This is a genomic window from Actinomadura sp. J1-007 (assembly GCF_009793335.1).
GTDB lineage: Bacteria > Actinomycetota > Actinomycetes > Streptosporangiales > Streptosporangiaceae > Spirillospora > Spirillospora yumaensis.
Map to the genome: position 1 here is coordinate 520,491 of NZ_WING01000003.1, position 20,552 is coordinate 541,042.

Below are 20,552 nucleotides of genomic sequence, written 5' to 3' on the forward strand. Positions count from 1 at the left end.
CTCTCGCCCCGCCCCACCGCGCGGTCCCTCAGGCGGCCCGGCCGGTGAGGGAGCGGCCCGGGTCCTCCGGCGCGGCGAGCCGTTCCGGCGCGTCCGCCGTGTAGTCGTCCGCCTCGGTCTCGTCGTCGCCGCCCGGCACGTTCAGCAGCCGGAGCGCGACGGTGAGGACGACCGCCACGAGCATGTTCAGCACGAACGCCGTCAGCGCGATGTAGCCCGTCCGCCCGATGAACGGCATGTCGGCGATGGGCGCGCCGAAGTGCTCCTGCGTCGGCGACGAGGTGCCGTACGCGGTGACCGTCCCGTAGACCATCCCGGCCGCCCAGCCCGCGAGCAGCGCCCAGCGGTGCATCCAGCGCGTGTAGACGCCGATCGCGATGGCCGGGAACGTCTGCACGACCCAGATCCCGCCGAGCAGCTGGAGGTTGATCGCCAGGGACTTGTCGAACCCCAGCACGAACACCAGCGCCCCCAGCTTGACCAGCAGCGACACGAGCTGCGAGACCCGCGTCTCCTCCTCCGGCGTGGCGTCCGGCCGGACGAACGCGGTGTAGACGTTGCGGGTGAACAGGTTGGACGCGGCGATCGACATGATGGCCGCCGGCACCAGCGCGCCGACGCCGATCGCGGCGAACGCGACGCCCGCGAACCAGTCCGGGAAGACCTGGTCGAACAGCTCGGGGACGGCGAGCTGCGGGTTGCCGGCCTTCCGCACGGCGGCCGACACGCCCGGGTGCGCCAGCGCCATGTAGCCGAGCAGCGCGAGCAGGCCGAGCATCAGCGAGTACGCGGGCAGCAGCGCGGCGTTCCTCTTGATCACCTCGCGCCGCCCGGCGGCGAGCGCGCCGGTCACGCTGTGCGGGTAGATGAACAGCGCGAGCGACGACCCGAGCGCGAGCGTCCCGTACGCCCAGTGCGTCATGTCGGTGGTGAGCAGCGACCCGGACGGCTTGCCGGTCGCCGGGTTCGGCTTGGCGAGCGCCGCTCCCGCGTCGTCGAAGACGCTCCCCCACCCGCCGAGCCGCGTCGGGATGTAGACGACCGCCACGATGATCACGATGTAGATCAGCGCGTCCTTGACGAACGCGATCAGCGCGGGCGCCCGCAGCCCCGAGGTGTAGGTGTACGCGGCGAGCAGCGCGAACGCGATGAACAGCGGCAGGTCCTTGGCGAGGCCCGACCCGGTGACGCCCATGACCGTCAGCACCGCCTGGATGCCGACGAGCTGGAGCGCGATGTACGGCATCATCGCGAGGATCCCGGTCAGCGCGACCGCGAGCCCGAGCGCCCGCGAGCCGTACCGCCCGCGCACGAAGTCGGCGGCCGTCACGTACCCGTGGCGCTGCGCCACCGACCACAGCCGCGGCCCGATCAGGAACACGATCGGGTACGCGATCGCGCCGTACGGCACCGACCAGAACCCCATCGCGCCGCCCGCGAACACCGCCGCCGGGACCGCGACGAACGTGTAGGCGCTGTAGAGGTCGCCGCCGAGCAGGAACCACGTGACGAACGTCCCGAAGCTGCGCCCGCCGAGCCCCCACTCGTCCAGGTGCATGAGGGTCTGCCCGCGCCGCCATCGGGCGGCGGCGAACCCGACCACGGTGACGGCCGCGAAGAAGAAGACGAAGATGCCGAGCTCGACGCCGTTGACGTCCTTCACTCCTCCTCACCCCGCTCGGAGCCCGCGGGGCCCTCGGGACCCGCGGAGCCCGCGGGAGGCGCTGGAGGCTCGGGCCGCGCGCGCGTCCGTGTGAGGAGGTGCGAGCCGCCGATGCAGGCCGCCGTCAGCACCACCCACACGAGCTGCCACCAGTAGAAGAACGGGAAGCCCGCGATCCGCGGGTCCTCCCTCGCGTAGCTCGGGACGGCCAGGTAGACGGCGAACGGGACCGCGAGCAGCACGCCCGCCGCCGCCCGCCGGGCGGCGGGGACGCGGGCGCGTGGCGTCGTGCTCATGGACGGACCTCCGGGAGCTGGGACGGCCGACGTGAAGGACATCGCCCCTAGGCGATCTTCGTTACCGCCCCCGCCCGCGGGCGGCGCCTCCGCCCCGGCCCGGCGTCCTCAGAGGTCGATCCGGGTGACGCGGTCGGTCACCGGCGCCAGGCACGCGCCGCTGCTGCACGCGCCGTACGACACCACCACCTCGGCCGCGGGACCCGTGCGCCGCACCGGAAGCGACAGCGTGACCGGCCCGTCCGGGTAGACCGGCAGGCTGACCTTCAGCGCGGGCAGGGCGAGCGTCCGCGCCGCCCGGTCCGCCGTGGGACGGCCCGTGGCGGTCAGGCCCGAGCGCACGCCGAGCCGGGTCGGGACGCCGAGCCCGTCCACGCCGCCGGACGGAAGGTCGACGCTGTAGACGTGGAAGCCCGCCCGCGTCGGCCGGAACACCGCCTCGACCCGCGCCCCGGTCACGGTGATCGACACCTCGACGCCGCTCTCGACGAAGCGGGCGGTCGCGGGCCGCGCGTCCCGCCGCTCCCCGCCGTCCCCTCCGTCCCCGCACGCGGGGGTGAGCACCGCGAGCGCGCCGAGGACCAGCGCCGGCGCGGCGGCGCGCGCCGTCCGCCTCACGTCCGGCGTCCCTTCAACGGTCGGCGTCCCGTCAACGGTCGGCGTCCGGTCATCGCGCCTCACCGCCAGCGCTTGAGGTGGCGGGCGACCTGGCGGGGCGTCATCGTGGCGGCGGTGGCGAACGACCCGTCGTTCGTCGTGGCGCGGACCCGGCCGGACGGGGTGAGCACGACCAGCGCGGGAATGCCGCTCTTCTGGAGGTCGATCCGGTACTTTCTCGCCACCGCGAGGTTGCGGTCGAACCGGCCGACGTCAATGGCGACGACGTGGAAGCCGCCGATGACGGGCCTTACCGTCGCCGTGCGGAAGTACCGTTCGAGCACGACGCAGTCGGGGCACCAATCCGCGCCGAAATCGAGCAGGACGGGACGCTTGTCGGCCTTGGCCTTCGCGAGCGCCGCGGCGATGTCGGCCTTCGGGTCACGGTCGGGGTCGTACCCCTTGGGCAGCGGCTCGGGCTTGGGAGGCCGGGCAGCGGGACCGGCCGGCGCCGAGCCGTTCGCGGGCGTGCTCGGGGCGGCGCTCGGAGCCGTGCTCGTACCGGCCCCGCCGTTCGATTCCGACGAGCCCGAATCTCCGCAGGCGGCGACGGCGAAAAGCGCGGCGGCGAGAATGGCGCAGGACTTCACGGGGGACTCCCACTTCTCGGCGCGGAAGGGGACAACAGTAGCGATCTTCGGGAGCCGTTCCGCCCGGATACGCCGACCGTGGCCGGAACCTGCCGTCGGTTTTCCGCCAGCGGGCCCGCGTCCCCGCACCGCATCCTGGAGGCATGGACTTCCGTTTCGGTGTCGTCGGCGAGTCGGTCCGCACCGCCGGCGACCTGCTCTCCACGGCGCGCCGCGCCGAGGAGCTGGACTACGCCACGCTGACGCTGCGTGACCACCTCATCCCGGACGGCTTCGGCGACCAGCTCGCCCCGATGGTCGCGCTGACGGCCGCCGCCGCCGCGACCACGCGGCTGCGGGTGGGGACGCTCGTGCTCGCCAACGACTACCGCCACCCCGCCTTCGTCGCCAAGGAGGCCGCGACGCTCGACGCCGTCTCCGGCGGCCGTTTCGAGCTCGGGCTCGGCGCGGGCTGGCTGCGCGAGGAGTACGAGCGGGCGGGCCTCCCGTTCGACCCGGCCCGCGTCAGGGTGGACCGCCTGGAGGAGTCGCTCCGGATCGTCACGAGCCTCCTGGACGGCGAGAAGACGACCTTCGCGGGCGAGCACTACCGGGTGGACGGCCTCACCGTGCACCCGGTGCCCCCGCGCCGCCCGCCCCTGCTCGTCGGGGCGGGCAGCCGCCGCATGCTCGGCCTCGCCGGACGGTACGCCGACATCGCGGGCGTCCTCCCCCGGGCCCTGCCGAACGGGACGATCTCCGACGAGCTGACCGAGCGGCTCCCGGACACCATCGCCCGCAAGGTCGGCTGGGTGAGGGAGGCCGCCGAGGCGGCCGGAGGCCGCGACGTCGAGCTCAGCATGCTCGTGTACCCGGCGTTCGGCCCCGACCCGCGCCGGGCCGCCGCGAAGGTCGCGGTCCTGCGCGGCTGGGGCGCCTCGTCGGCCGGCCTCGTCCTCGACATGCCGTCGCAGTTCGTCGGGCCGCCCGAGCACATCGCCGAGCAGATGGCGGCCCGCCGCGAGCGCTTCGGGTTCTCCTACTACCTGGTCTCCGACGCCGACATGGAGGCGTTCGCCCCGGTCGTCGCCCTGCTGAACGGCCGCTGAGCCGCCGGAGGGCCGCCGGGCCGCGTACGGCGGTCCGGCGGCCCTCCCGGGTTCACCAGGCCAGGGAGTGCGGGTCGCCGCCGGGGAACGGGATCCGCTCGGCGCGTCCGGTGGCGGTGTCGATCCGGTAGCCGTAGCCGTTCGAGACGACGAGCAGCCGCCCGCCGGACGGGTCCCTCACCAGCGAGGTGAACATCCACACGGTGTTGCCCGGGTCCCCCTCGTACCGCTGCTGGAACAGCACGCGGCGCTGGGCCCGCGTCGCGACGTCCACCTCGATCAGGCGGCTCCACGACGGGCCGCCGCCCGCGGGCCGCTGCGCCGCGATCGTGTAGACCTTCGTCCCGTCGGCGCTGAGCACCGGCGTGGTGAGCATGCCGAGCGGGCCGCCCTCCGACACCGCGACCCTGCGGGACGCCGCGCGCAGGTCGCGGCCGCCGCGCGCGGTGTCCAGGACGCGGATGCCGTTCACCTCCCGGGCGGGCCCGGCCGCCTCGAACGCCAGGTACCGGCCGTCCGCCGACCAGCTCAGGCTCTCCACCGAGGTGAACGCGGACGTCCGGTAGGTGGTGCGCTTCCCGGTGGAGACGGTGACGACGTCGATCCGGCCGTCGTCCCGGATCATCCGGCCGGGCGGGGCCTCCTTCGGGAACGCGATGCGCGCGCCGTCCGGCGAGACCGCCATCCGGCCGGATCCGGTGACGGGGACGTCCACCGGCTCCAGCCTCCCGACCGCGCCGCCGGAGAGGCGGAGCCGGAAGAGCCTCGCGCGGCCGTCGCGTTCCATGCCCGCCAGGTAGAACAGCGACGCCTTCGCGGTGCCGCCGACGGCGCTCCACTCGGTGACGCCCTTCGGCATCGGCACGTTCGCGGTGATCTCGCCGGTGGCGGCGTCCCGGACGGTCGCGCCGTCGCCGCCGGGCCCGGTGCCCTCGGCGACCATCGCGACGAAGTACCCGCTCTGCCCGCGCGCGAGGGCGGGACGCGGCTCGTCGGACGGTCGCAGCGACACGGCCGTGACGGCGGCGGCGATCACCAGCAGGACGGCGGCGGCCACGGCGAACGGCGCGACCCAGGCGCGCGCGGACGGCTGCCGCGCCCTCAGCGGCACGGGCTTCCCGGACGGCTCGGCGGACGGCTCGGTGGACGGCTCGGTGGACGGCTCGGTGACGAGTTCGGCGACGGCGTTCAGCGCGTCGCGGAGCTGCTCCTCGGTCGTGGTCATTCCTCGTTCCCCAGCAGACGTGCCAGGGCGGTCAGGCCCCGGGCGGCGGTGGTGCGGACGGTGACGGGCGCGATGCCCAGCGCCTCGGCGATCTCGGCGTCGCCGAGTCCGGCGTAGAACCGCAGGACCAGGACCTCGCGGCGCCTGCGCGGCAGGCGCCGCAGGGCCTCCATGACCCTGCGGCGGTCCTCGCCGAGGATCGCCTCGGACTCCGCGGACCAGATCGGCGGCTCGTGCGCGATCCCGAACCTGCGCGCGACGGACCGCCGCCGCAGCACCGACCGGGACCCGTTGACCACCGACGCCCGCGCGTACGCCAGCGCCTTGCCCTCGTCCTCCAGCCCGGCCCAGCGGCGGTGCAGGCCCATGAAGGCGTCCTGCACGACGTCCTCGGCGGTGGGCTCGTCGCCGACCAGCAGCACGGCGAGGCGGAGCAGCGCGAGCCGGTGCCGCCGGAAGAGGGCGGTGACCCTCTCCTCGGCGGCACCGGCGGGCTCGGCCAGCGGCGTATCAACTCTTTCCATGCCCAATAGACGGGCCGGGCCCTGGTTTGTTGCTCGCCCGCGCCGCCTTTCTCACGGCGGAGGCGGATCGGCGGGGCCCGGAGGCCGTTCTCACCGGGCGACGCGGTAGTGGAGATGGGTGACGTAGGGGGAGAGCGCGAGGCCGATGCGCTCCAGCTCGGCGAGGCCCGAGATGCGGACGCCGTCGCCCAGCAGGACCGGGACGAGGTGGACGTGCACCTCGTCGAGCAGGCGGGCGTCCAGGAGCCGTCCGGCGAGGTCCGCGCCCATGACGAGGATGTCCCTGGCGCCCGCCGCGTCGCGGGCCCGTTCCAGCGCGTCGCCGATGCCGGGGACGAACGCGAACGTCCCGCCGGCCTTGACGATGTCCCCCATCGGGCGGTGCGTGACCACGAAGCACGGTGCCCTGAACGGGGTGTCGCCCCATGGGCCCACGCCCACGTCGAACGTCCGGCGGCCCATCATGACGGCGCCCGCCGACGCGTTCAGGGCGCGGACCATCTGGGCGTCCACGTCGCTGGCGGGCGACCGCGACGGGCCGTTGAACATCCAGTCGTGGAGGCGCTCGCCTCCGGTGCCCATCGGCGCGTCCTCGCCGACGTCGGGCCCCGCGACGCAGCCGTCCAGTGACATCGACACGTCCAGCAGTACCTTGCCCATCGCCCGTCTCCTTCGCCCGATGCGGGGGGTTTCGAGTGCGCGGGGAGTGACCAGTACAGCACCGAACGGCCCGCCGTGGAGGCGCGCGTCCCCCTATGGCCGCCGCGCGCCCGGCGCGGGGGCCCGGACGCTGCGGGCCCGGACCGCGGTTCGCCCCCCGGATCAGTGCTCCGCGTCGGGCTCTTCCCCGCCGGAGTCGGGGCCCCTGCCGGACGGCCGCTCTCCGGCGCCGGGCGGCACGGGGCTGAGCGCCTCGTCCAGCTCGTCGACGTACAGCAGGTGCCGGGGGACGCGGCCGGTGCGGTACGCGGCGCGGCCGACCATGTGGGCCGCGATCGGCACGGTGGTCAGCTGGAGCAGCGCGACCAGCAGCAGCGTCGTGATCACACCGCCGGTCGGGAAGCGGACGCCGACGGCGACCAGGACCATCAGCAGGCCGACGGCCTGCGGCTTCGTGGCGGCGTGCATCCGGCTGAGCAGGTCGGGCAGCCGCAGCAGCCCGAGCCCGGCGCTGAGCGCGGCCCCGGCCCCGGCGAGCACGCACGCCCCGGTGAGCACGGTGGCGATCACGCGTCCTCCTCCGCGCCCGGGGCCCGGTAGACCAGGAACCGGGCGATCGACACCGAGCCGACGAACCCGACCAGCGACAGCGCCAGCATCGTCGTCAGCACCCACGGGTCGTCCGCCGCGATCGCCTCCACGCCGAGGCCCGCCATCATGGTCGCGACGAGGACGTCCAGGGCGACCGCGCGGTCGAGCATGGACGGGCCGCGCACCAGCCGGGCGAGGGAGAGCGCGGCGGCGAGGCCGAGCAGGGCCGCCGCCGCGCCGAGCACGGCGCTCACCGCGCGTCCCCGGCGATCGCGCGCAGGTCCTCGCGGGTGCCGAACGCGCGCACGACGCGCCGTTCGAGCGCGAGCACCGCCGCCCGCGCCCGGTCGAGCTGGGCGTCGTCGGCGCCGCCGAGCACGTGCAGGAACAGCGTCGAGGTGGCGAGCCGCGCGTCCACCACCAGGGTGCCGGGGACGGCCGACAGCGCGATCGCGGTGCCGGCGAGGATCAGGTCGGAGCGGGTCCGCAGCGTGACGCCGATGACCGAGTTGACGGTGTCGCGGCCCGCCGAGCCGAACGCCTGCCAGGTCAGCGGCCCCGCGCTGCGCAGCAGGTCGAACGCGAACCGCACGGCGAACACCACCAGCCCGACCGGCCGGATCCGCAGCCCGGGGTCCAGCGGCGGGAGCGGGAAGACCAGCACGAGGACCAGCGCGACCGCGACGCCCGACGCCACGTTCGCGGCCGACGGCCCGTCCCACATCAGCAGCCAGATCACGGTGAGCCAGACGACCAGCGGGAGCTGCACCACCCGCCGGCCGACCCGCACGCTGAACGGCGGCAGATCGCTCATGACTTTCCTCCCGGTGAGTACGGGTCCACGGCCTGGACGTAGTCGCGGGGGGCGAGCAATTCGGCGGCGACGCGGCCGGTCAGCGCCACGAGGGGCCGCCGCCGATGGTGTAGGACAGGCCGAGCGCGATCAGCGCCATGGAGGCGCCGACCATCGGCGCGGGCAGGCGCGCGGTCCGGTGCGCGAGCCCCTCGCCCGGATCGTCCTCGCCGCCGTCCGCGCCGCCCGGCCCCGCGCCGCCCGCACGGGAGGCCGCGGCGGGCGAGACGGCCTCGTAGAGCGGGGCGGCCCCCGAGAACGACCCGGCCCCGGAGGGCGGGCCGGGCGCGGCGGGCGCCCGCCAGAACGCCCGGTTCCAGACCTTCACCAGCGCGTACAGCGTGAGCAGGCTCGTCACGACCGCCGTGGCGACGAGGGTGAGCGCGAGGGGGCCGCCGTCCTCCAGGCCGGCCTGGAAGAGGCCGAGCTTGCCGAGGAACCCCGGCAGCGGCGGGAGGCCGCCGAGGTTCATCGCCGGGACGAAGAACAGCAGCCCGACCAGCGGTGCGGTGCGGGCGAGGCCGCCGAGCCGTTCGAGCGAGGTGCTCCCGCCGCGCCGCTCGACGAGCCCGGTGACGAGGAACAGCGTGGTCTGGACGGTGATGTGGTGCAGCACGTAGAACACCGTCGCGGTGAGCGCCGCGGCCGACTGGAGCGCCACCCCGAAGACCATGTAGCCGACATGGCTGACCAGGGTGAACGACACCAGCCGCTTGACGTCGACCTGCACCAGCGCGCCGAGCACGCCGACGACCATGCTGAGCATCGCGGCGACCAGCAGCAGGTCCCGCGCGCGGTCGTCGGGGAACAGCAGCGTCTCGGCGCGGATCAGCCCGTAGATGCCGATCTTGGTGAGCAGGCCCGCGAACACCGCCGTCACGGGCGCGGGCGCGGTCGGGTACGAGTCGGGCAGCCACATCGACAGCGGGAACACCGCCGCCTTCACGCCGAACGCGGTCAGCAGCACCAGCTCGGCGACGAGCGAGGTGCCGGGCGGCAGCGCCGCGATGCGGTCGGAGAGCTGGGCCAGGTTGACCGTGCCGGTCGCCGCGTACAGCACGGCGATCGCGACGAGGAACAGCATCGAGGACGACAGCGCGACCATGATGTAGGTCGTCCCGGCGCGGATCCGGGGCAGGGTCCCGCCGAGCGTGATCAGCACGTAGCTGGCCATCAGCATGATCTCGAAGCCGACGAACATGTTGAACAGGTCCCCGGCGAGGAACGCGTCCGCGACGCCCGCGACCAGCAGCAGGTACGTCGGGTGGAACACCGACAGCGGCGTCAGGTGGTCGCGGTCGGCCGTGCCCTGCCCGATCGCGTACACCATCACGCACAGCGTCACGGCGGACGAGACGACGAGCATCAGCGCCGACAGCCGGTCGGCGACCAGCGTGATCCCGACCGGCGCGGGCCAACCGCCCATCTGGAGGACCTGCGCCCCGGAGCGGTCGGCGTCGAGCAGGAGGGCCACCGCGACGGCGAGGACGGCGGCGAGCACCGCCACGCTGATCGTCCGTTGCAGCCGCGGGTGGCGCGGCCCGAGGATGATCTTCACGGCGGCGGCGAGCAGCGGCAGCAGCACCGGCAGGGGCAGCAGCTCGTTCACCGGCCCCCCTCCCCCGCGCCGCCGTCCCGGCCGTCCGCGGCGTCGCGGCCGTCCGCCGCGTCCGGGGCTTCCGGGGCGCCGAGCTCGTCCGGGTCGATGGGGTCGGCCGGACCGGCGATGGCGCGGCGTTCCCGTTCGGCGCGCATCCCGCCGCGGCGGCGCGCGACGCGGCGGTCCTCGATGTCGTCGCGGACCTCGTCCTCGCCTCCGAGCCGTCCGCTGCGGTAGGCGATCGCGAGGACGAACGCGGCGGACGCGAGCGCGATGACGATCGCGGTGAGGATCATGATCTGCGGCAGCGGGTCGGCCATCGGCCGGTGCGCCGCCTCGGGCGGCCCGCCGTGCAGGATCGGCGCGCGCCCCGCGGGCCCGCCGCCGGTGAGGATCAGCAGGTTCACGCCGTTGCCGAGCAGGAGGATGCCGACGACGAGGCGGGTCAGGCTGCGCTCCAGCAGCATCGCGATGCCCGCCGTGACGAGCGCGCCGCCGGTGACCGCGAGGGCGACCGTCCCTCCGGACGCGCCGCCGCCCCCGGCGGCGAGGAGCCCCGCGCCCGCGCTCATCCGGCGTCCGCCTGCCGGTCGACCTCGGCGCCGAGGGAGTTGAGGATGTCCAGGACGAGGCCGACCACGATCAGGTAGACGCCGACGTCGAACAGCAGCGACGTGGACAGGTGCAGGTGCCCGATCAGGGGGAGGCGCCCGTCCCAGCTCGCGGCCTCCAGCGTGTCCGCGCCCCACAGCGGAGGGCAGAGCGCGGTGGCCGACGCGATGAGCAGCCCGACGCCGAGCAGCAGCCCGACGGCGACGGGCGCGGCCTCGGCCAGCTCGAACGGCCCTCCGGCGAGGTAGCGGATGGCGAGCGCGAGCCCCGCCACGATCCCGCCCGCGAACCCGCCGCCCGGTGCGGAATGCGCGGTGAACAGCAGGAACACCGAGAACAGCAGCACGGTGTGGAAGATCATCCGTGCGACGACCTCGAAGATGATCGAACGGCGCTCGGAGGCGAGGGTCGTCCCGGCCGCGGCGAGCCACCGGCGCTCGTCCGCGGGCGCGGCGTCCTCGGGGAACGCCTCGTCCACCGAGGTCAGGCCCTCCACGGCCCACACCGTGGTGTCCTCGGCCGCCTCGGCGGCGCGCGGCGGGCGGACGCGCGGCGGCGGGCGAAGACCATGCTGGTCACGCCGAGCGCGGCGAGCGCGACGACCGAGCTCTCGCCGAGGGTGTCCCAGGCGCGGATGTCCACGAGCGCGGTCGCGACGATGTTGGAGCCGCCCGCCTCCTCCGCCGCGGCCGGGTACGCGGCGGACACCGGCACGGCGAGCCGGGCGTGCGCGGCGAGCAGCGTCACGGCGGCGGCCGTCGCGCCGCCGAACACGCCGATGGCGATGTGCAGCCTGCGCCGCCAGGTGGGCAGCGGGCGCGGGAACCCGGGCGGCAGCCTGCGCAGCACCAGCGCGAACACCACCAGGCTCGTGGTCTCCACGAGGAACTGCGTCAGCGCGAGGTCGGGCGCCCCTTGCAGGACGAACAGCATCGCCACCCCGTAGCCGGACGCGCCGGCGAGCACGACGGTGCGCGCCCGCCCGTGCGCGAGCACGGCCGCGATCCCCGCCGCGACGGTGAGGACGGCGACCATCACCTGCGCCGGGCCGTCCCACCACCGCCACGCCGACGGCTCCGGCCAGGGCCCGGCGAGGCCGAGCGCGGTCCCGGCGAGGACGACGGCGGTCAGCAGGATCACGGCGAGGTAGCCGGGCAGCGAGCCGCGCTGGACGGTGCCGGTGACCTGGAGCGCGAGATCGTCCAGGCCGCCCATCAGGGCCCGGTAGACGTCGTCGGGCTCGATCCGCGCGAGGCGCCGCTGGAGCCCGGCGACCCTGCGCCCGGCGAGGAACAGCGCGAGGCCGGCGGCGAGCGACCCCGCGGTCAGCGCCAGCGCGGTCCCGAACCCGTGCCACGCCGACAGCTCGTAGCCGCCGCCGTGCTCGGCCGGGTACGGCGCGGTCTCCCGGGCGAGCGGCACGTTCAGCGGCCCGGCGAGGACGCCGAGCACGACCCCTCCGAACGCGAGCAGCAGCGGCGGCCCGAGCAGCAGCGGCCCGGCCGGGCCCCGGACGGCGACGGGCTCGACGCCGGGCTTGCGGGCGAACGCGCCCCACAGGAACCGCAGGCTGTAGGCGGCGGTGAACGCCGACCCGAGCACGAGGAACGCGAGCAGGACGGGCCGCCCGCCGAGGAACGCCTCGTACGCCGCCTCCTTGCCCGCGAACCCGAGCGTGGCGGGGACGCCCGCCATGGACGCGGCGGCGGCGACCGCGGTCGCGCACAGCAGCGGCGAGGCGCGGCCGAGCCCGGACAGGTCCCGCAGGTCGCGGGTGCCGGTGGCGTGGTCGACGATCCCGACGACCATGAACAGCGCGGCCTTGAACAGCGCGTGCGCGAGCAGGACCGCGACGCCCGCGAGCGCGGCGTCCCGGCTCCCCGCCCCGACCAGCACGATCATGAAGCCGAGCTGGCTGACCGTCCCGTACGCCAGCAGGAGCTTCAGGTCGCGCTCGCGCAGCGCGCGCCAGCCCGCGAGGACCATGGTGGCGGCGCCGAGCACGAACACGGCCGGCCGCCACACGGGGACGGCGGCGAACGCGGGCGCGAGCCGCGCGACGAGGTAGACCCCGGCCTTGACCATCGCCGCGGCGTGCAGGAACGCGCTGACCGGCGTCGGCGCGGCCATCGCGCCCGGCAGCCACAGCCCGAACGGCGCGATCGCCGACTTCGACAGCGCCCCCACGAGGACGAGCGCGAGCGCGACCGCGACGCCCGTGCCGCCGGGCGGGTGCTCGACGATCTCGGAGATCCGGTGCGTCCCCGCGGCCCGCCCCAGCATGATGAACCCGATCAGCATGGCCAGCCCGCCGAACGTCGTGATCACGATCGCGCGGGTGGCGGCGCGCCGGGCCGAGGCGCGTCCGGGCTCGAACCCGATGAGCAGGTACGAGAAGACGGTCGTGAGCTCCCAGAAGACGTACAGCAGGAACAGGTCGTCGGCGAGGACGAGGCCGAGCATCGCGGCGGCGAACGCGAGCAGCTCCCCGGCGAACGCCCCGAGCCCCTCGTCCCGGGCGCGGAAGTAGCGGGCGCAGTAGGCGACGATCAGCGCGCCGACGCCGCCGACGATGAGGACCATCATCCAGCTCAGCGGGTCGGCCCGGAACGCGAACCCGAGGTGCAGCCCCGGGATCCAGGCGCGGGTCAGCTCCCGCGCCGCGCCGCCGCCGAGCCAGGGCGGGAGCGCCCAGGCGGCCGCGGCCGCGGGCACGAGTGCGAGCGGCAGGAACGCGTTGCGGCCGAGCCACCGGACGAGCAGTGGAGCCACCGCCGCGGCCGCGCAGTGCGCGGCGAACAACAGGAGCATGACTCCCCGGCGAGATCGATCGGTGACGGTCCGTCACACTAGCCCGCCGGCCCGCGGTGGACGCGCGTTCTTCCGCGGCGTGTTGGCGTTGCGGACCGCCCCATGACCAGGGCGTGCCCCGCCCCGGGGCGAACCCGGGCCGCGACCCGGGCCGGGGGCGCCGGGGTCAGGGCGCGGGAGCGGCGAAGCCCGCGTTCATCGCCAGGCTGAGGCCGGGCTCGGTCAGGCGCTCGGCGGCCAGGGTGTCGACCACCTTCCCGTGCTGGAACACCAGGACGCGGTCGCACAGGTCGACCAGCTCGGCGAGGTCGGACGACGCGACGAGCACGACCTTGCCCTCGGCGGCGAGGTCGCGGACGATGCGGTGCAGCTCGGCGCGGGCCCCGACGTCCACGCCGCGGGTCGGGTCGTCCAGGGCGAGGACGGCGGGCCCGGCGTCGAGCCACTTGGCGAGCACGGCCTTCTGCTGGTTGCCGCCCGACAGGTCCCCGGCGCGGGCGTGCACGTCGCCGCGGACGCGCAGGCGCTCCAGGCCGGTACGGGCCCGTTCGACCAGGCGGGAGCGGCGCGGGAGGGCCCCGTCGCGGCCCTGCCCGAGCCAGGTGACGGACGTGACGTTCTCCCAGAGGGGCTTGTCGAGCATCAGCCCCCGGCCCTTGCGGTCGCCGGAGACGTAGGCGACCCCGGCCGTGACGGCGTGGCGGGCGCTGCGCGGCGTCACGCCGTTCGGCAGGCGGACGGCCCCGCGCGACGGGCGGACGCGCCCGCAGACGGCGTCGAGGACCGCGAGGTGCCCGGACCCCTGGAGGCCGGCGAGCCCGACGATCTCGCCCCCGGCCGCGTTCAGCGACACCTCGCGCAGGCGGCCGGGGACCGTCACGTCCGTGAACGCCACCGGCGCGCCGCCCGTCCGCGCGCGGCGGACGCGCCGCGGGTCCGCCGCGGCGGGCGCGGCGGCGCCGAGCATGGCGGTGACCAGGGAGTCCAGGCCGACGCCGCTCGCCGGCGCGGCGGGCAGGACGGCGTGGCCGTCGCGCAGGACGGTGACGCGGTCCGCGACGCGCATGACCTCTTCGAGGAAGTGCGAGATGTACAGGACGGCGAGGCCGCGGTCCGCGAGGCGGCGCGTGGTGGCGGCGAGGCGGTCGGCGGCCTCGCGCGGCAGCGCGGACGTCGGCTCGTCGAGGATCAGGACGCGGGGCTCCTGGAGCAGCGCGCGGCAGATCTCAAGGAGCTGCCGGTCGGCGAGCGGCAGGCTTCCCACGCGGGCGTACGGGGCGGGGTCGAGGCCGAGTTCGCTGAGGACGGGCCGGGCCAGGCGGCGCATCTCGCGGTTGCTGACCAGCCCGCGCCGCAGGGGCGCGCCGTACGGGAAGAGGTTCTCCAGGACGGTCAGGTCGTCGTAGGTCATCAGCTCCTGGGAGACGATCGCGACGCCCTGCCGGGCGGCCTGCCGGGCGTCGGCGAACCGGACGGGCGCGCCGTCCAGCTCGATCGTCCCGCCGTCGGGCCGCACCACCCCGGAGATGATCTTGACGAGGGTGGACTTGCCCGCGCCGTTCTCGCCGACGAGGGCGTGCACCTCCCCGGCCTCCAGGGTGATGCCGACGCCGTCCAGGGCGGTGACGCCGCCGTAGTGCTTGGCGAGGCCCTCGGCGACCAGCATCTCAGCGGGCCTCCTTGAGCGGCCGGATGCCCGCCTTCGGGTCCGCGAGGAGCTTGTCGAGCTGCGGCTTGTACCACTTGTACGCCTCCTGCGGCGACTTCTGCCGCTGGAGGATCTGGTCGATGTTGCCCTTGTCGATGACGAGTCCGGGCGTCTTGAACCAGCCCTTCGGCAGCTTGCCCCCGTCGTCGCGCACCGACGTGATGAGGACGGACGTGGAGACGTACCCCTTGAGGAAGTGCTCGGGGTCGATCGCGACGAAGTTGGTGCCCTTCTTGACGGCCTGGAGGGTCTTCGGGTCCACGTCGAACCCCGCCGTGAGGTACCGGCCCTTCCGCTGCTCCTTCAGCCGCGCGAGGTTGTAGCTGTCGGCGTCGCCGACGCCGAGGAACGCCAGCGCGTTCGGGTTGGCGTTGACCTGCGACTGCCACGCCGCGTAGCTCTGCGCCGGGTCGCTGTAGGTCTGGAACGGGCCGAGCACCCTGATGCCGGGGGCGAGCTTCGCCAGCCCCTCCTTGACGCCGTTCGCGCGGCTGTCGAGCACGGGCGTCCCCGGGTTCGGCACGCCGAGCACGACCGTGCCCTTCGCGTCCTTGCCGAGCCGCTTCACCGTCTCGGCCGCCAGCAGCGCGCCCAGCTCGTAGTTGTCGTTGCCGACGTAGAACTCGACCTTGCTGCCGTCCGTCGGGGCGGTGTCGAGCGCGACGATCGGGATGCCGCGCGAGACCGCCTGCGCGGCGGGCCGGGTGAAGATCGGCGGGTCGAGGTTCTCCAGCACGATGCCGTCGCGGTGGGTGACGGTGAGGTTCTGGAAGAGCTGCTGCTCGGCCGGGCCGTCGGTGTTGGGCGGCCCGACCACCTTGAAGTCGACGCCGCCCGCGTGCCCGGCGGCCTCGGTCGCGCCCTCGTACATCTCGCGGGCGAAGTTGAGGCTGTAGTTGGCGACGGCGATGCCCATCTTCAGGCGCTTGCCCGAGCCGCCCCGCCGCCGTCGTCCCCGCAGGACGAGACGGTGGACGCGGCGCCGAGCGCGAGCGCGAGGGCCGCGGCGAGCGGCGCGCGGGAACGGCGGATCATGGGGTTCCTCCCTGAGGGCGCGGGACGCGGTCCGCGCGGGTCACGGCCGCGCCGTCCGGGGGCCGCGCAGTTCACGGACGCGGCGCAGCAGCGGCGCGGCGCCGACGGCGACGAGGATCACCCCGCCGGTCGCGAACGTCGTCCAGTTGATGGGGACCTCGAAGAACACCAGCGCCGCCGTGACGACGCCGAGGATCAGGCACCCGGCGGCGGCGCCGAGCACCGAGCCGAGGCCGCCCTTGAGCGGGGTGCCGCCGATGATCGCCGCGGCGATCGCGGTCAGCTCGTACCCCTGGCCGATGGTGGGGTCGCCCGCGATGAAGAACGCGAGCGCGAGCACCGCCGCGAACCCCGCCATCAGCCCCGACAGGGCGAGCGCGGCGATCCGGGTGCGGGCGATCGGCAGGCCGCCGAACTCGGCGGCCTCCGGGTTGGACCCGATCGCCCGCACCCGGGCGCCGAACCTGGTCCGGGTGAACAGCACGGTCAGCGCGGCCACGGCGGCCGCGAACACCCACACCGCGTTCGGCACCCCGAGCAGCTCGCCTCCACCGAGCACCCGGAAGAACGCGTCGTCCGGCGGCAGGTCGGTGATCTGCTTGCCCTCCGCCAGCGCGAGGCCGACCCCGCGCAGCAGCATCGCCGTCGCGAGGGTGACGATGAAGGACGGCAGCCGCAGGTAGGTCGTCACGGCCCCGTTGACCGCGCCGAGCAGCGCGGTGAGGGCCAGCACCGCCACCGCCGCCGCCCAGGTGGGCGTGCCCTCGCGGATCAGCAGCGCGCCGACGACGACGCCCATCGCGTACATCCCGCCGACCGACAGGTCCACCTCGCGCATCGCGAGGGCGAACACCATCCCGCACGCCATCAGCCCGACGTAGACGGAGTTGTGCGCGGTGGTCAGCAGGTTGTCGGTGCGCAGGAAGTCGGGCTGGAGGAGGCCGACCGCCGCGACGAGGAGGACCAGCACGCCGACGACGCCGGCCTCGTCCGGGACGGGCCGGCGGCGCCGGCGTGCGCGCGGGCGCGGGGCGGTCGCCGCGTCCTCGTCGTTCGCGGGGGCCGGCGCGGACGGGGGCGGGTCCGGCGGTCGTGGTACGGACATGCGGCGAGCATGTGACCGGCGTCACGGCCCGACAAGCGGCGGATTCCGGTGAGTGAAAACGTTCCGGTGAGTGGAAGCGCCCGCTTGTCGCCCTCGCGCGGGCGGGCGCACGCTGCGGTCCATGAGCGAGACACAGCGGGTCGCCCTCGTGACCGGGGCCGCGGGCGGGCTCGGGCAGGAGTTCGCCTCCGCCCTCGCCGCGCGCGGGCACGCGGTGGCGGGCCTGGACCTGGCGGACCAGTCGGCCACCGCCGGCCGGATCGCCGCCGGCCCCGGCGGCGGGGGGCGCGGCGACGGCGGCCGGTTCCTGCCGGTGCGCGCCGACGTGACCGACCCGGACGAGGTGGACGCGGCGGTCGAGGAGGTCGTCGCGCGCTTCGGCGCGCTGCACATCGTGGTCAACAACGCGGGCGTCTACCCGCCCCTGGAGTTCGAGAAGACCACGCTGGACGACTGGCGCCGGATCATGCGGGTCAACCTGGACGGCCCGTTCCTGGTGTCGCGCTCGGCCCTGCCGCACCTGAAGGAGGCCGGCTGGGGGCGGATCGTCAACATCGTCTCGGCGGTCGTCTTCCTCGGCCCGCCCGACCTGGTCGCCTACACCACCTCCAAGTCGGGGCTGGTCGGGTTCACCCGGGCGCTCGCGAGCGCGACCGGCGGGTACGGGATCACCGTGAACGCGATCTCGCCCGGCCTGGTCCGCACCGCCACGGCGGCGCGGACGACGGGCGCGGACGGCGGATTCGAACGGGTCCGCGACATGCAGGTCGTCCGGGCCGTGGAGGAGCCCGGCGACCTGGTGTCCACGCTGCTGTACGTGTGCGACGAGGGCAGCGGCTTCCTCACCGGGCAGACCATCAACGTCGACGGCGGATCGGCGAAACATTGACGAGGAGCGCTATGCGGCCGATCGAGGCGATGCTGGAGATCCTGCGGGACGAGGGCGTCACGAGGATCTTCGGCAATCCGGGCACGACGGAGCTGCCGCTGATGGACGCGCTCGCGGGCGCGGACGACCTGGAGTACGTGCTCGGGCTCCAGGAGGGCTCGGTGGTCGCGATGGCCGACGGGTACGCCCGCGCGTCGCGCCGCACCTCGTTCGCCAGCCTGCACGTCGCGGCGGGCGTCGCGAACGGCCTGATCGGGATGCTGAACGCGACGCGGTCGCGGACCCCGATGGTGATCGCGGCGGGCCAGCAGGACCGGCGGCACCTGCTCCAGGACCCGATGCTGTCGGGCGACCTGGTCGGCCTCGCGTCGGCGGCGACCAAGCACGCGGTGGAGGTCCAGCACGCCCGCGACCTGCCGGTGGTGCTGCGCCGCGCGTTCGCGCTGGCCGCCCGGCCGCCCGCCGGGCCGGTGCTGGTGTCGATCCCGATGGACCTGCTGGAGGAGGACGGCGAGGTCGCCGTCCCGGCCCGCTCGCCGGTGTCGGGCCCAGGCGCGGCGATGACCGAGGAGGCCGCGGAGCTGCTGATCGCCGCCGAGCGCCCGGTCGTGATCGCCGGGGACGGCGTCGGCCGCGCGGGCGCGGTCGCCGAGCTGGTCGCGGTCGCCGAACGGCTCGGCGCGACGGTCTACCACCAGCCGATGAACGACGGGATCGACTTCCCCGGCACGCATCCCCTCTACGCCGGGATGGTCCCGCCCCGCAACGAGGTCATCAGGGAGACGCTCGCCCGGTACGACGCGGCGCTGATCGTCGGCTGCCGGGCGTTCATGCCGCACCACTACTCCCCCGGGCCCGCCGTCCCCGACGGGCTGCCGATCGTGCAGATCGACGACGACCCCGCGGAGCCCGGCCGCAACTTCCCCGTGCGGGTCGGCCTGACCGGCGACCTCGCCGAGACGCTCTGGTCGCTCGCCGACCGGCTGCGGGGCCGCGTCCCCGACGCCCGCGTCCGGATCGAGCGGGCCGCCGCCGAGCACGCGCGCGAGCGCGAGCGGCTGGACGCGACCGCGCGCGCCGCGTACGGCGGGTCGCCGCTGGACCCGCTGGCCGCCGCGCACGCGGTCGCGTCCGGGCTGCCCGCCGACGCCGTGGTCGTCGAGGAGGCCATCACCGCCGGGCTGAAGCTCCGCTCCGTCCTGCGCCAGGACCTGCCCGGCTCGTACGTGCACACGGTCGGCGGCGGGCTCGGCTGGGGCATCGGCGCCGCCGTCGGCACGCACCTCGGCGACCCGGACCGCCCGGTCGTCGCGGTGCTCGGCGACGGCTGCGCGATGTTCGGGCTCCAGGGGCTGTGGAGCGCCGCCCGCTACCGGACGCCGGTCGCGTTCGTCGTGATGAACAACGGCGAGTACCGCACCCTGAAGGACACGCTCGACGCCGGGGGCGGCACGTCCGCCGCGACGGGCCGGTACGTCGGGATGGACCTCGCGCCGCCGCATCTGGACTGGCGGCACGCCGCCCGGTTCTTCGGGATCGACTCGCTGCGGGTGGAGACCGCCGACGCGCTGCGCGACGCGGTCGCGGCGGGCAAGGACCTGGACGGGCCCCTGGTCATCGAGGTGCCGATCACCGGGCACGGCACGCCGGAGGCGGGCCCGCGCGGCGGCCGCGGCGGCGGGAGCGGGGGCGGCGCGGCGGGGAACGGCGGATGAACCGTCCGGCCGGACTTGCCCACGCGCCCCCGTACCGTGACGATCGGAGCATGAACGACTCCAGGCCGTCCGGCCGTGACGCCCGCAGGGAAGCCGAGCCGCCCGGTCCCGACGCGGCCGGGCCGCCGAAATCGGTGCTCGCGCGCGGCCTCAGCCTGATGGACGCGTTCGGCTCGGGCGACGCCGAGCTGACGCTGACGGAGCTGGCCGCGCGCACCGGCCTGCCGAGGCCGACCGCGCACCGCCTGCTCGGCGAGCTGGTGCGCTGGGGCGGGGTGGAGCGCACCGAGACCGGCTACCGGCTGAGCCTGCGGCTGTTCGTCCTCGGGCAGCGGGCGCCGTCGCCGCGCGGCCTGCGCGAGGCGGCGCTGCCGTACATGGAGGACCTGTACGAGGCGACGCACGAGAACATCCACCTCGCCGTCCTCGACGGCACCGACACCCTGTTCCTGGAGAAGGTGAACGGGCGCCGGTCGATGCCGATCGTGTCCCGCGTCGGCGGGCGGCTGCCCGCGTACTGCACGGCGACGGGCAAGCTGTTCCTCGCGATGGGCCCGCCCGACCGGCTCGACCGCGCCGTGTCGGCCGGGCTGCGGCGGCACACCCCGCACACGATCATCCTGCCGGGTCTGCTCCAGCGGGAGCTGGCCCGCACGCTCGACCGCGGGTACGGCGTCAACCGGGAGGAGTCGGAGGCGGGGGTGTCGGCCGTCGCCGCGCCGATCCTCGGCCGCGACCGCCGCCCGATCGCGGCGATCTCCATCACCGGCAGCACGTACCGGCTCGACCTGGACCGCCTCGCGCCGGCCGTCCGCACCGCCGCGCGGGCGCTCTCCCGGGAGCTGGCCCGGGAGAGCGCCGGCGGGCCCGTGCGCCGCTGACCGTAGCGGAGCACGGGCCCGGGGTCCGCCGTCCGCGCGAGGGCGCGGA

General features: G+C 75.3%; 21 protein-coding genes. 4 read left to right on the plus strand and 17 right to left on the minus strand.

Features of this window, described 5'->3' with window-relative positions:
* Nucleotides 1–28: 28 nt before the first annotated feature.
* The 4 genes from mctP to GEV43_RS52820 all read right to left on the minus strand — a co-directional run bounded on the left by mctP (nucleotide 29) and on the right by GEV43_RS52820 (nucleotide 3,206).
* A complete protein-coding gene (gene mctP / locus GEV43_RS43805) occupies nucleotides 29–1,663 on the minus strand; it encodes a monocarboxylate uptake permease MctP (RefSeq protein ID WP_160826525.1) in 1,635 nt (544 codons plus the stop codon).
* The gene (locus GEV43_RS43810; protein WP_160826526.1) at nucleotides 1,660–1,959 is read right to left on the minus strand and encodes a DUF3311 domain-containing protein; all 300 of its coding nucleotides are present in this window, start codon (nucleotides 1,957–1,959) and stop codon (nucleotides 1,660–1,662) included. The genes mctP and GEV43_RS43810 overlap by 4 nt, the downstream gene beginning before the upstream one ends.
* Nucleotides 1,960–2,067: 108 nt before the next feature.
* On the minus strand, nucleotides 2,068–2,577 hold the full coding sequence (locus GEV43_RS43815; protein WP_160826527.1) for a hypothetical protein: 510 nt from the start codon (nucleotides 2,575–2,577) through the stop codon (nucleotides 2,068–2,070).
* A 59-nt stretch (nucleotides 2,578–2,636) separates the two neighbouring features.
* Nucleotides 2,637–3,206 (minus strand): thioredoxin family protein, encoded by a 570-nt coding sequence (locus GEV43_RS52820; RefSeq protein WP_160826528.1) that lies wholly within the window; start codon nucleotides 3,204–3,206, stop codon nucleotides 2,637–2,639.
* A gap of 143 nt (nucleotides 3,207–3,349) precedes the next feature.
* Here GEV43_RS52820 and GEV43_RS43825 point away from each other — a divergent pair, with 143 nt between their 5' ends.
* Nucleotides 3,350–4,294: a TIGR03621 family F420-dependent LLM class oxidoreductase gene (locus GEV43_RS43825; protein ID WP_160826529.1), complete on the plus strand. Its 945-nt coding sequence runs from the start codon at nucleotides 3,350–3,352 to the stop codon at nucleotides 4,292–4,294.
* A 52-nt stretch (nucleotides 4,295–4,346) separates the two neighbouring features.
* Here the strand turns inward: GEV43_RS43825 and GEV43_RS43830 are convergent, their stop codons facing one another.
* The 13 genes from GEV43_RS43830 to GEV43_RS43885 form a co-directional block, all read right to left on the minus strand.
* Entirely contained in the window at nucleotides 4,347–5,519 is a 1,173-nt protein-coding gene (locus GEV43_RS43830) for a hypothetical protein (protein ID WP_160826530.1), read from the minus strand.
* The gene (locus GEV43_RS43835) at nucleotides 5,516–6,043 is read right to left on the minus strand and encodes a SigE family RNA polymerase sigma factor (RefSeq protein ID WP_160826531.1); all 528 of its coding nucleotides are present in this window, start codon (nucleotides 6,041–6,043) and stop codon (nucleotides 5,516–5,518) included. Before GEV43_RS43835 ends, GEV43_RS43830 begins: the two co-directional genes overlap by 4 nt.
* A 90-nt stretch (nucleotides 6,044–6,133) precedes the next feature.
* Nucleotides 6,134–6,703 carry a dihydrofolate reductase family protein gene (locus GEV43_RS43840; RefSeq protein ID WP_160826532.1) on the minus strand — a complete coding sequence of 190 codons (570 nt, stop codon included), beginning with the start codon at nucleotides 6,701–6,703 and terminating at the stop codon, nucleotides 6,134–6,136.
* A 162-nt stretch (nucleotides 6,704–6,865) separates the two neighbouring features.
* On the minus strand, nucleotides 6,866–7,273 hold the full coding sequence (gene mnhG / locus GEV43_RS43845; protein WP_160826533.1) for a monovalent cation/H(+) antiporter subunit G: 408 nt from the start codon (nucleotides 7,271–7,273) through the stop codon (nucleotides 6,866–6,868).
* Nucleotides 7,270–7,548: a monovalent cation/H+ antiporter complex subunit F gene (locus GEV43_RS43850; protein ID WP_309240306.1), complete on the minus strand. Its 279-nt coding sequence runs from the start codon at nucleotides 7,546–7,548 to the stop codon at nucleotides 7,270–7,272. The genes mnhG and GEV43_RS43850 overlap by 4 nt, the downstream gene beginning before the upstream one ends.
* The gene (locus GEV43_RS43855) at nucleotides 7,545–8,108 is read right to left on the minus strand and encodes a Na+/H+ antiporter subunit E (RefSeq protein WP_160826534.1); all 564 of its coding nucleotides are present in this window, start codon (nucleotides 8,106–8,108) and stop codon (nucleotides 7,545–7,547) included. Before GEV43_RS43855 ends, GEV43_RS43850 begins: the two co-directional genes overlap by 4 nt.
* A gap of 79 nt (nucleotides 8,109–8,187) precedes the next feature.
* Entirely contained in the window at nucleotides 8,188–9,756 is a 1,569-nt protein-coding gene (locus GEV43_RS43860) for a Na+/H+ antiporter subunit D (protein ID WP_160826535.1), read from the minus strand.
* Nucleotides 9,753–10,319 (minus strand): Na(+)/H(+) antiporter subunit C, encoded by a 567-nt coding sequence (locus GEV43_RS43865; protein ID WP_160826536.1) that lies wholly within the window; start codon nucleotides 10,317–10,319, stop codon nucleotides 9,753–9,755. Before GEV43_RS43865 ends, GEV43_RS43860 begins: the two co-directional genes overlap by 4 nt.
* Entirely contained in the window at nucleotides 10,316–10,864 is a 549-nt protein-coding gene (locus tag GEV43_RS52825) for an MnhB domain-containing protein (RefSeq protein ID WP_309240307.1), read from the minus strand. Before GEV43_RS52825 ends, GEV43_RS43865 begins: the two co-directional genes overlap by 4 nt.
* Nucleotides 10,843–13,170 (minus strand): Na+/H+ antiporter subunit A, encoded by a 2,328-nt coding sequence (locus GEV43_RS43870; RefSeq protein ID WP_241684504.1) that lies wholly within the window; start codon nucleotides 13,168–13,170, stop codon nucleotides 10,843–10,845. Before GEV43_RS43870 ends, GEV43_RS52825 begins: the two co-directional genes overlap by 22 nt.
* Nucleotides 13,171–13,336: 166 nt before the next feature.
* Nucleotides 13,337–14,836 carry a sugar ABC transporter ATP-binding protein gene (locus tag GEV43_RS43875; RefSeq protein ID WP_160826537.1) on the minus strand — a complete coding sequence of 500 codons (1,500 nt, stop codon included), beginning with the start codon at nucleotides 14,834–14,836 and terminating at the stop codon, nucleotides 13,337–13,339.
* Nucleotide 14,837: 1 nt separating this feature from the next.
* The gene (locus tag GEV43_RS43880) at nucleotides 14,838–15,794 is read right to left on the minus strand and encodes a sugar ABC transporter substrate-binding protein (protein ID WP_160826538.1); all 957 of its coding nucleotides are present in this window, start codon (nucleotides 15,792–15,794) and stop codon (nucleotides 14,838–14,840) included.
* Nucleotides 15,795–15,953: 159 nt separating this feature from the next.
* Nucleotides 15,954–17,018, minus strand: a complete 1,065-nt coding sequence (locus GEV43_RS43885; RefSeq protein WP_160826539.1) for an ABC transporter permease — start codon at nucleotides 17,016–17,018, stop codon at nucleotides 15,954–15,956.
* A 121-nt stretch (nucleotides 17,019–17,139) separates the two neighbouring features.
* On the opposite strand from GEV43_RS43885, the gene GEV43_RS43890 reads away from it, so the two are divergent.
* Genes GEV43_RS43890 through GEV43_RS43900 form a run of 3 tightly spaced genes read left to right on the plus strand, consistent with a single transcriptional unit; the run spans nucleotide 17,140 to nucleotide 20,503 of the window.
* The gene (locus GEV43_RS43890; protein WP_160826540.1) at nucleotides 17,140–17,907 is read left to right on the plus strand and encodes an SDR family NAD(P)-dependent oxidoreductase; all 768 of its coding nucleotides are present in this window, start codon (nucleotides 17,140–17,142) and stop codon (nucleotides 17,905–17,907) included.
* 11 nt (nucleotides 17,908–17,918) lie between these two features.
* Entirely contained in the window at nucleotides 17,919–19,622 is a 1,704-nt protein-coding gene (locus GEV43_RS43895; protein ID WP_160826541.1) for a thiamine pyrophosphate-binding protein, read from the plus strand.
* A gap of 50 nt (nucleotides 19,623–19,672) precedes the next feature.
* Nucleotides 19,673–20,503, plus strand: a complete 831-nt coding sequence (locus tag GEV43_RS43900) for an IclR family transcriptional regulator (protein ID WP_160826542.1) — start codon at nucleotides 19,673–19,675, stop codon at nucleotides 20,501–20,503.
* Nucleotides 20,504–20,552 lie beyond the last annotated feature (49 nt).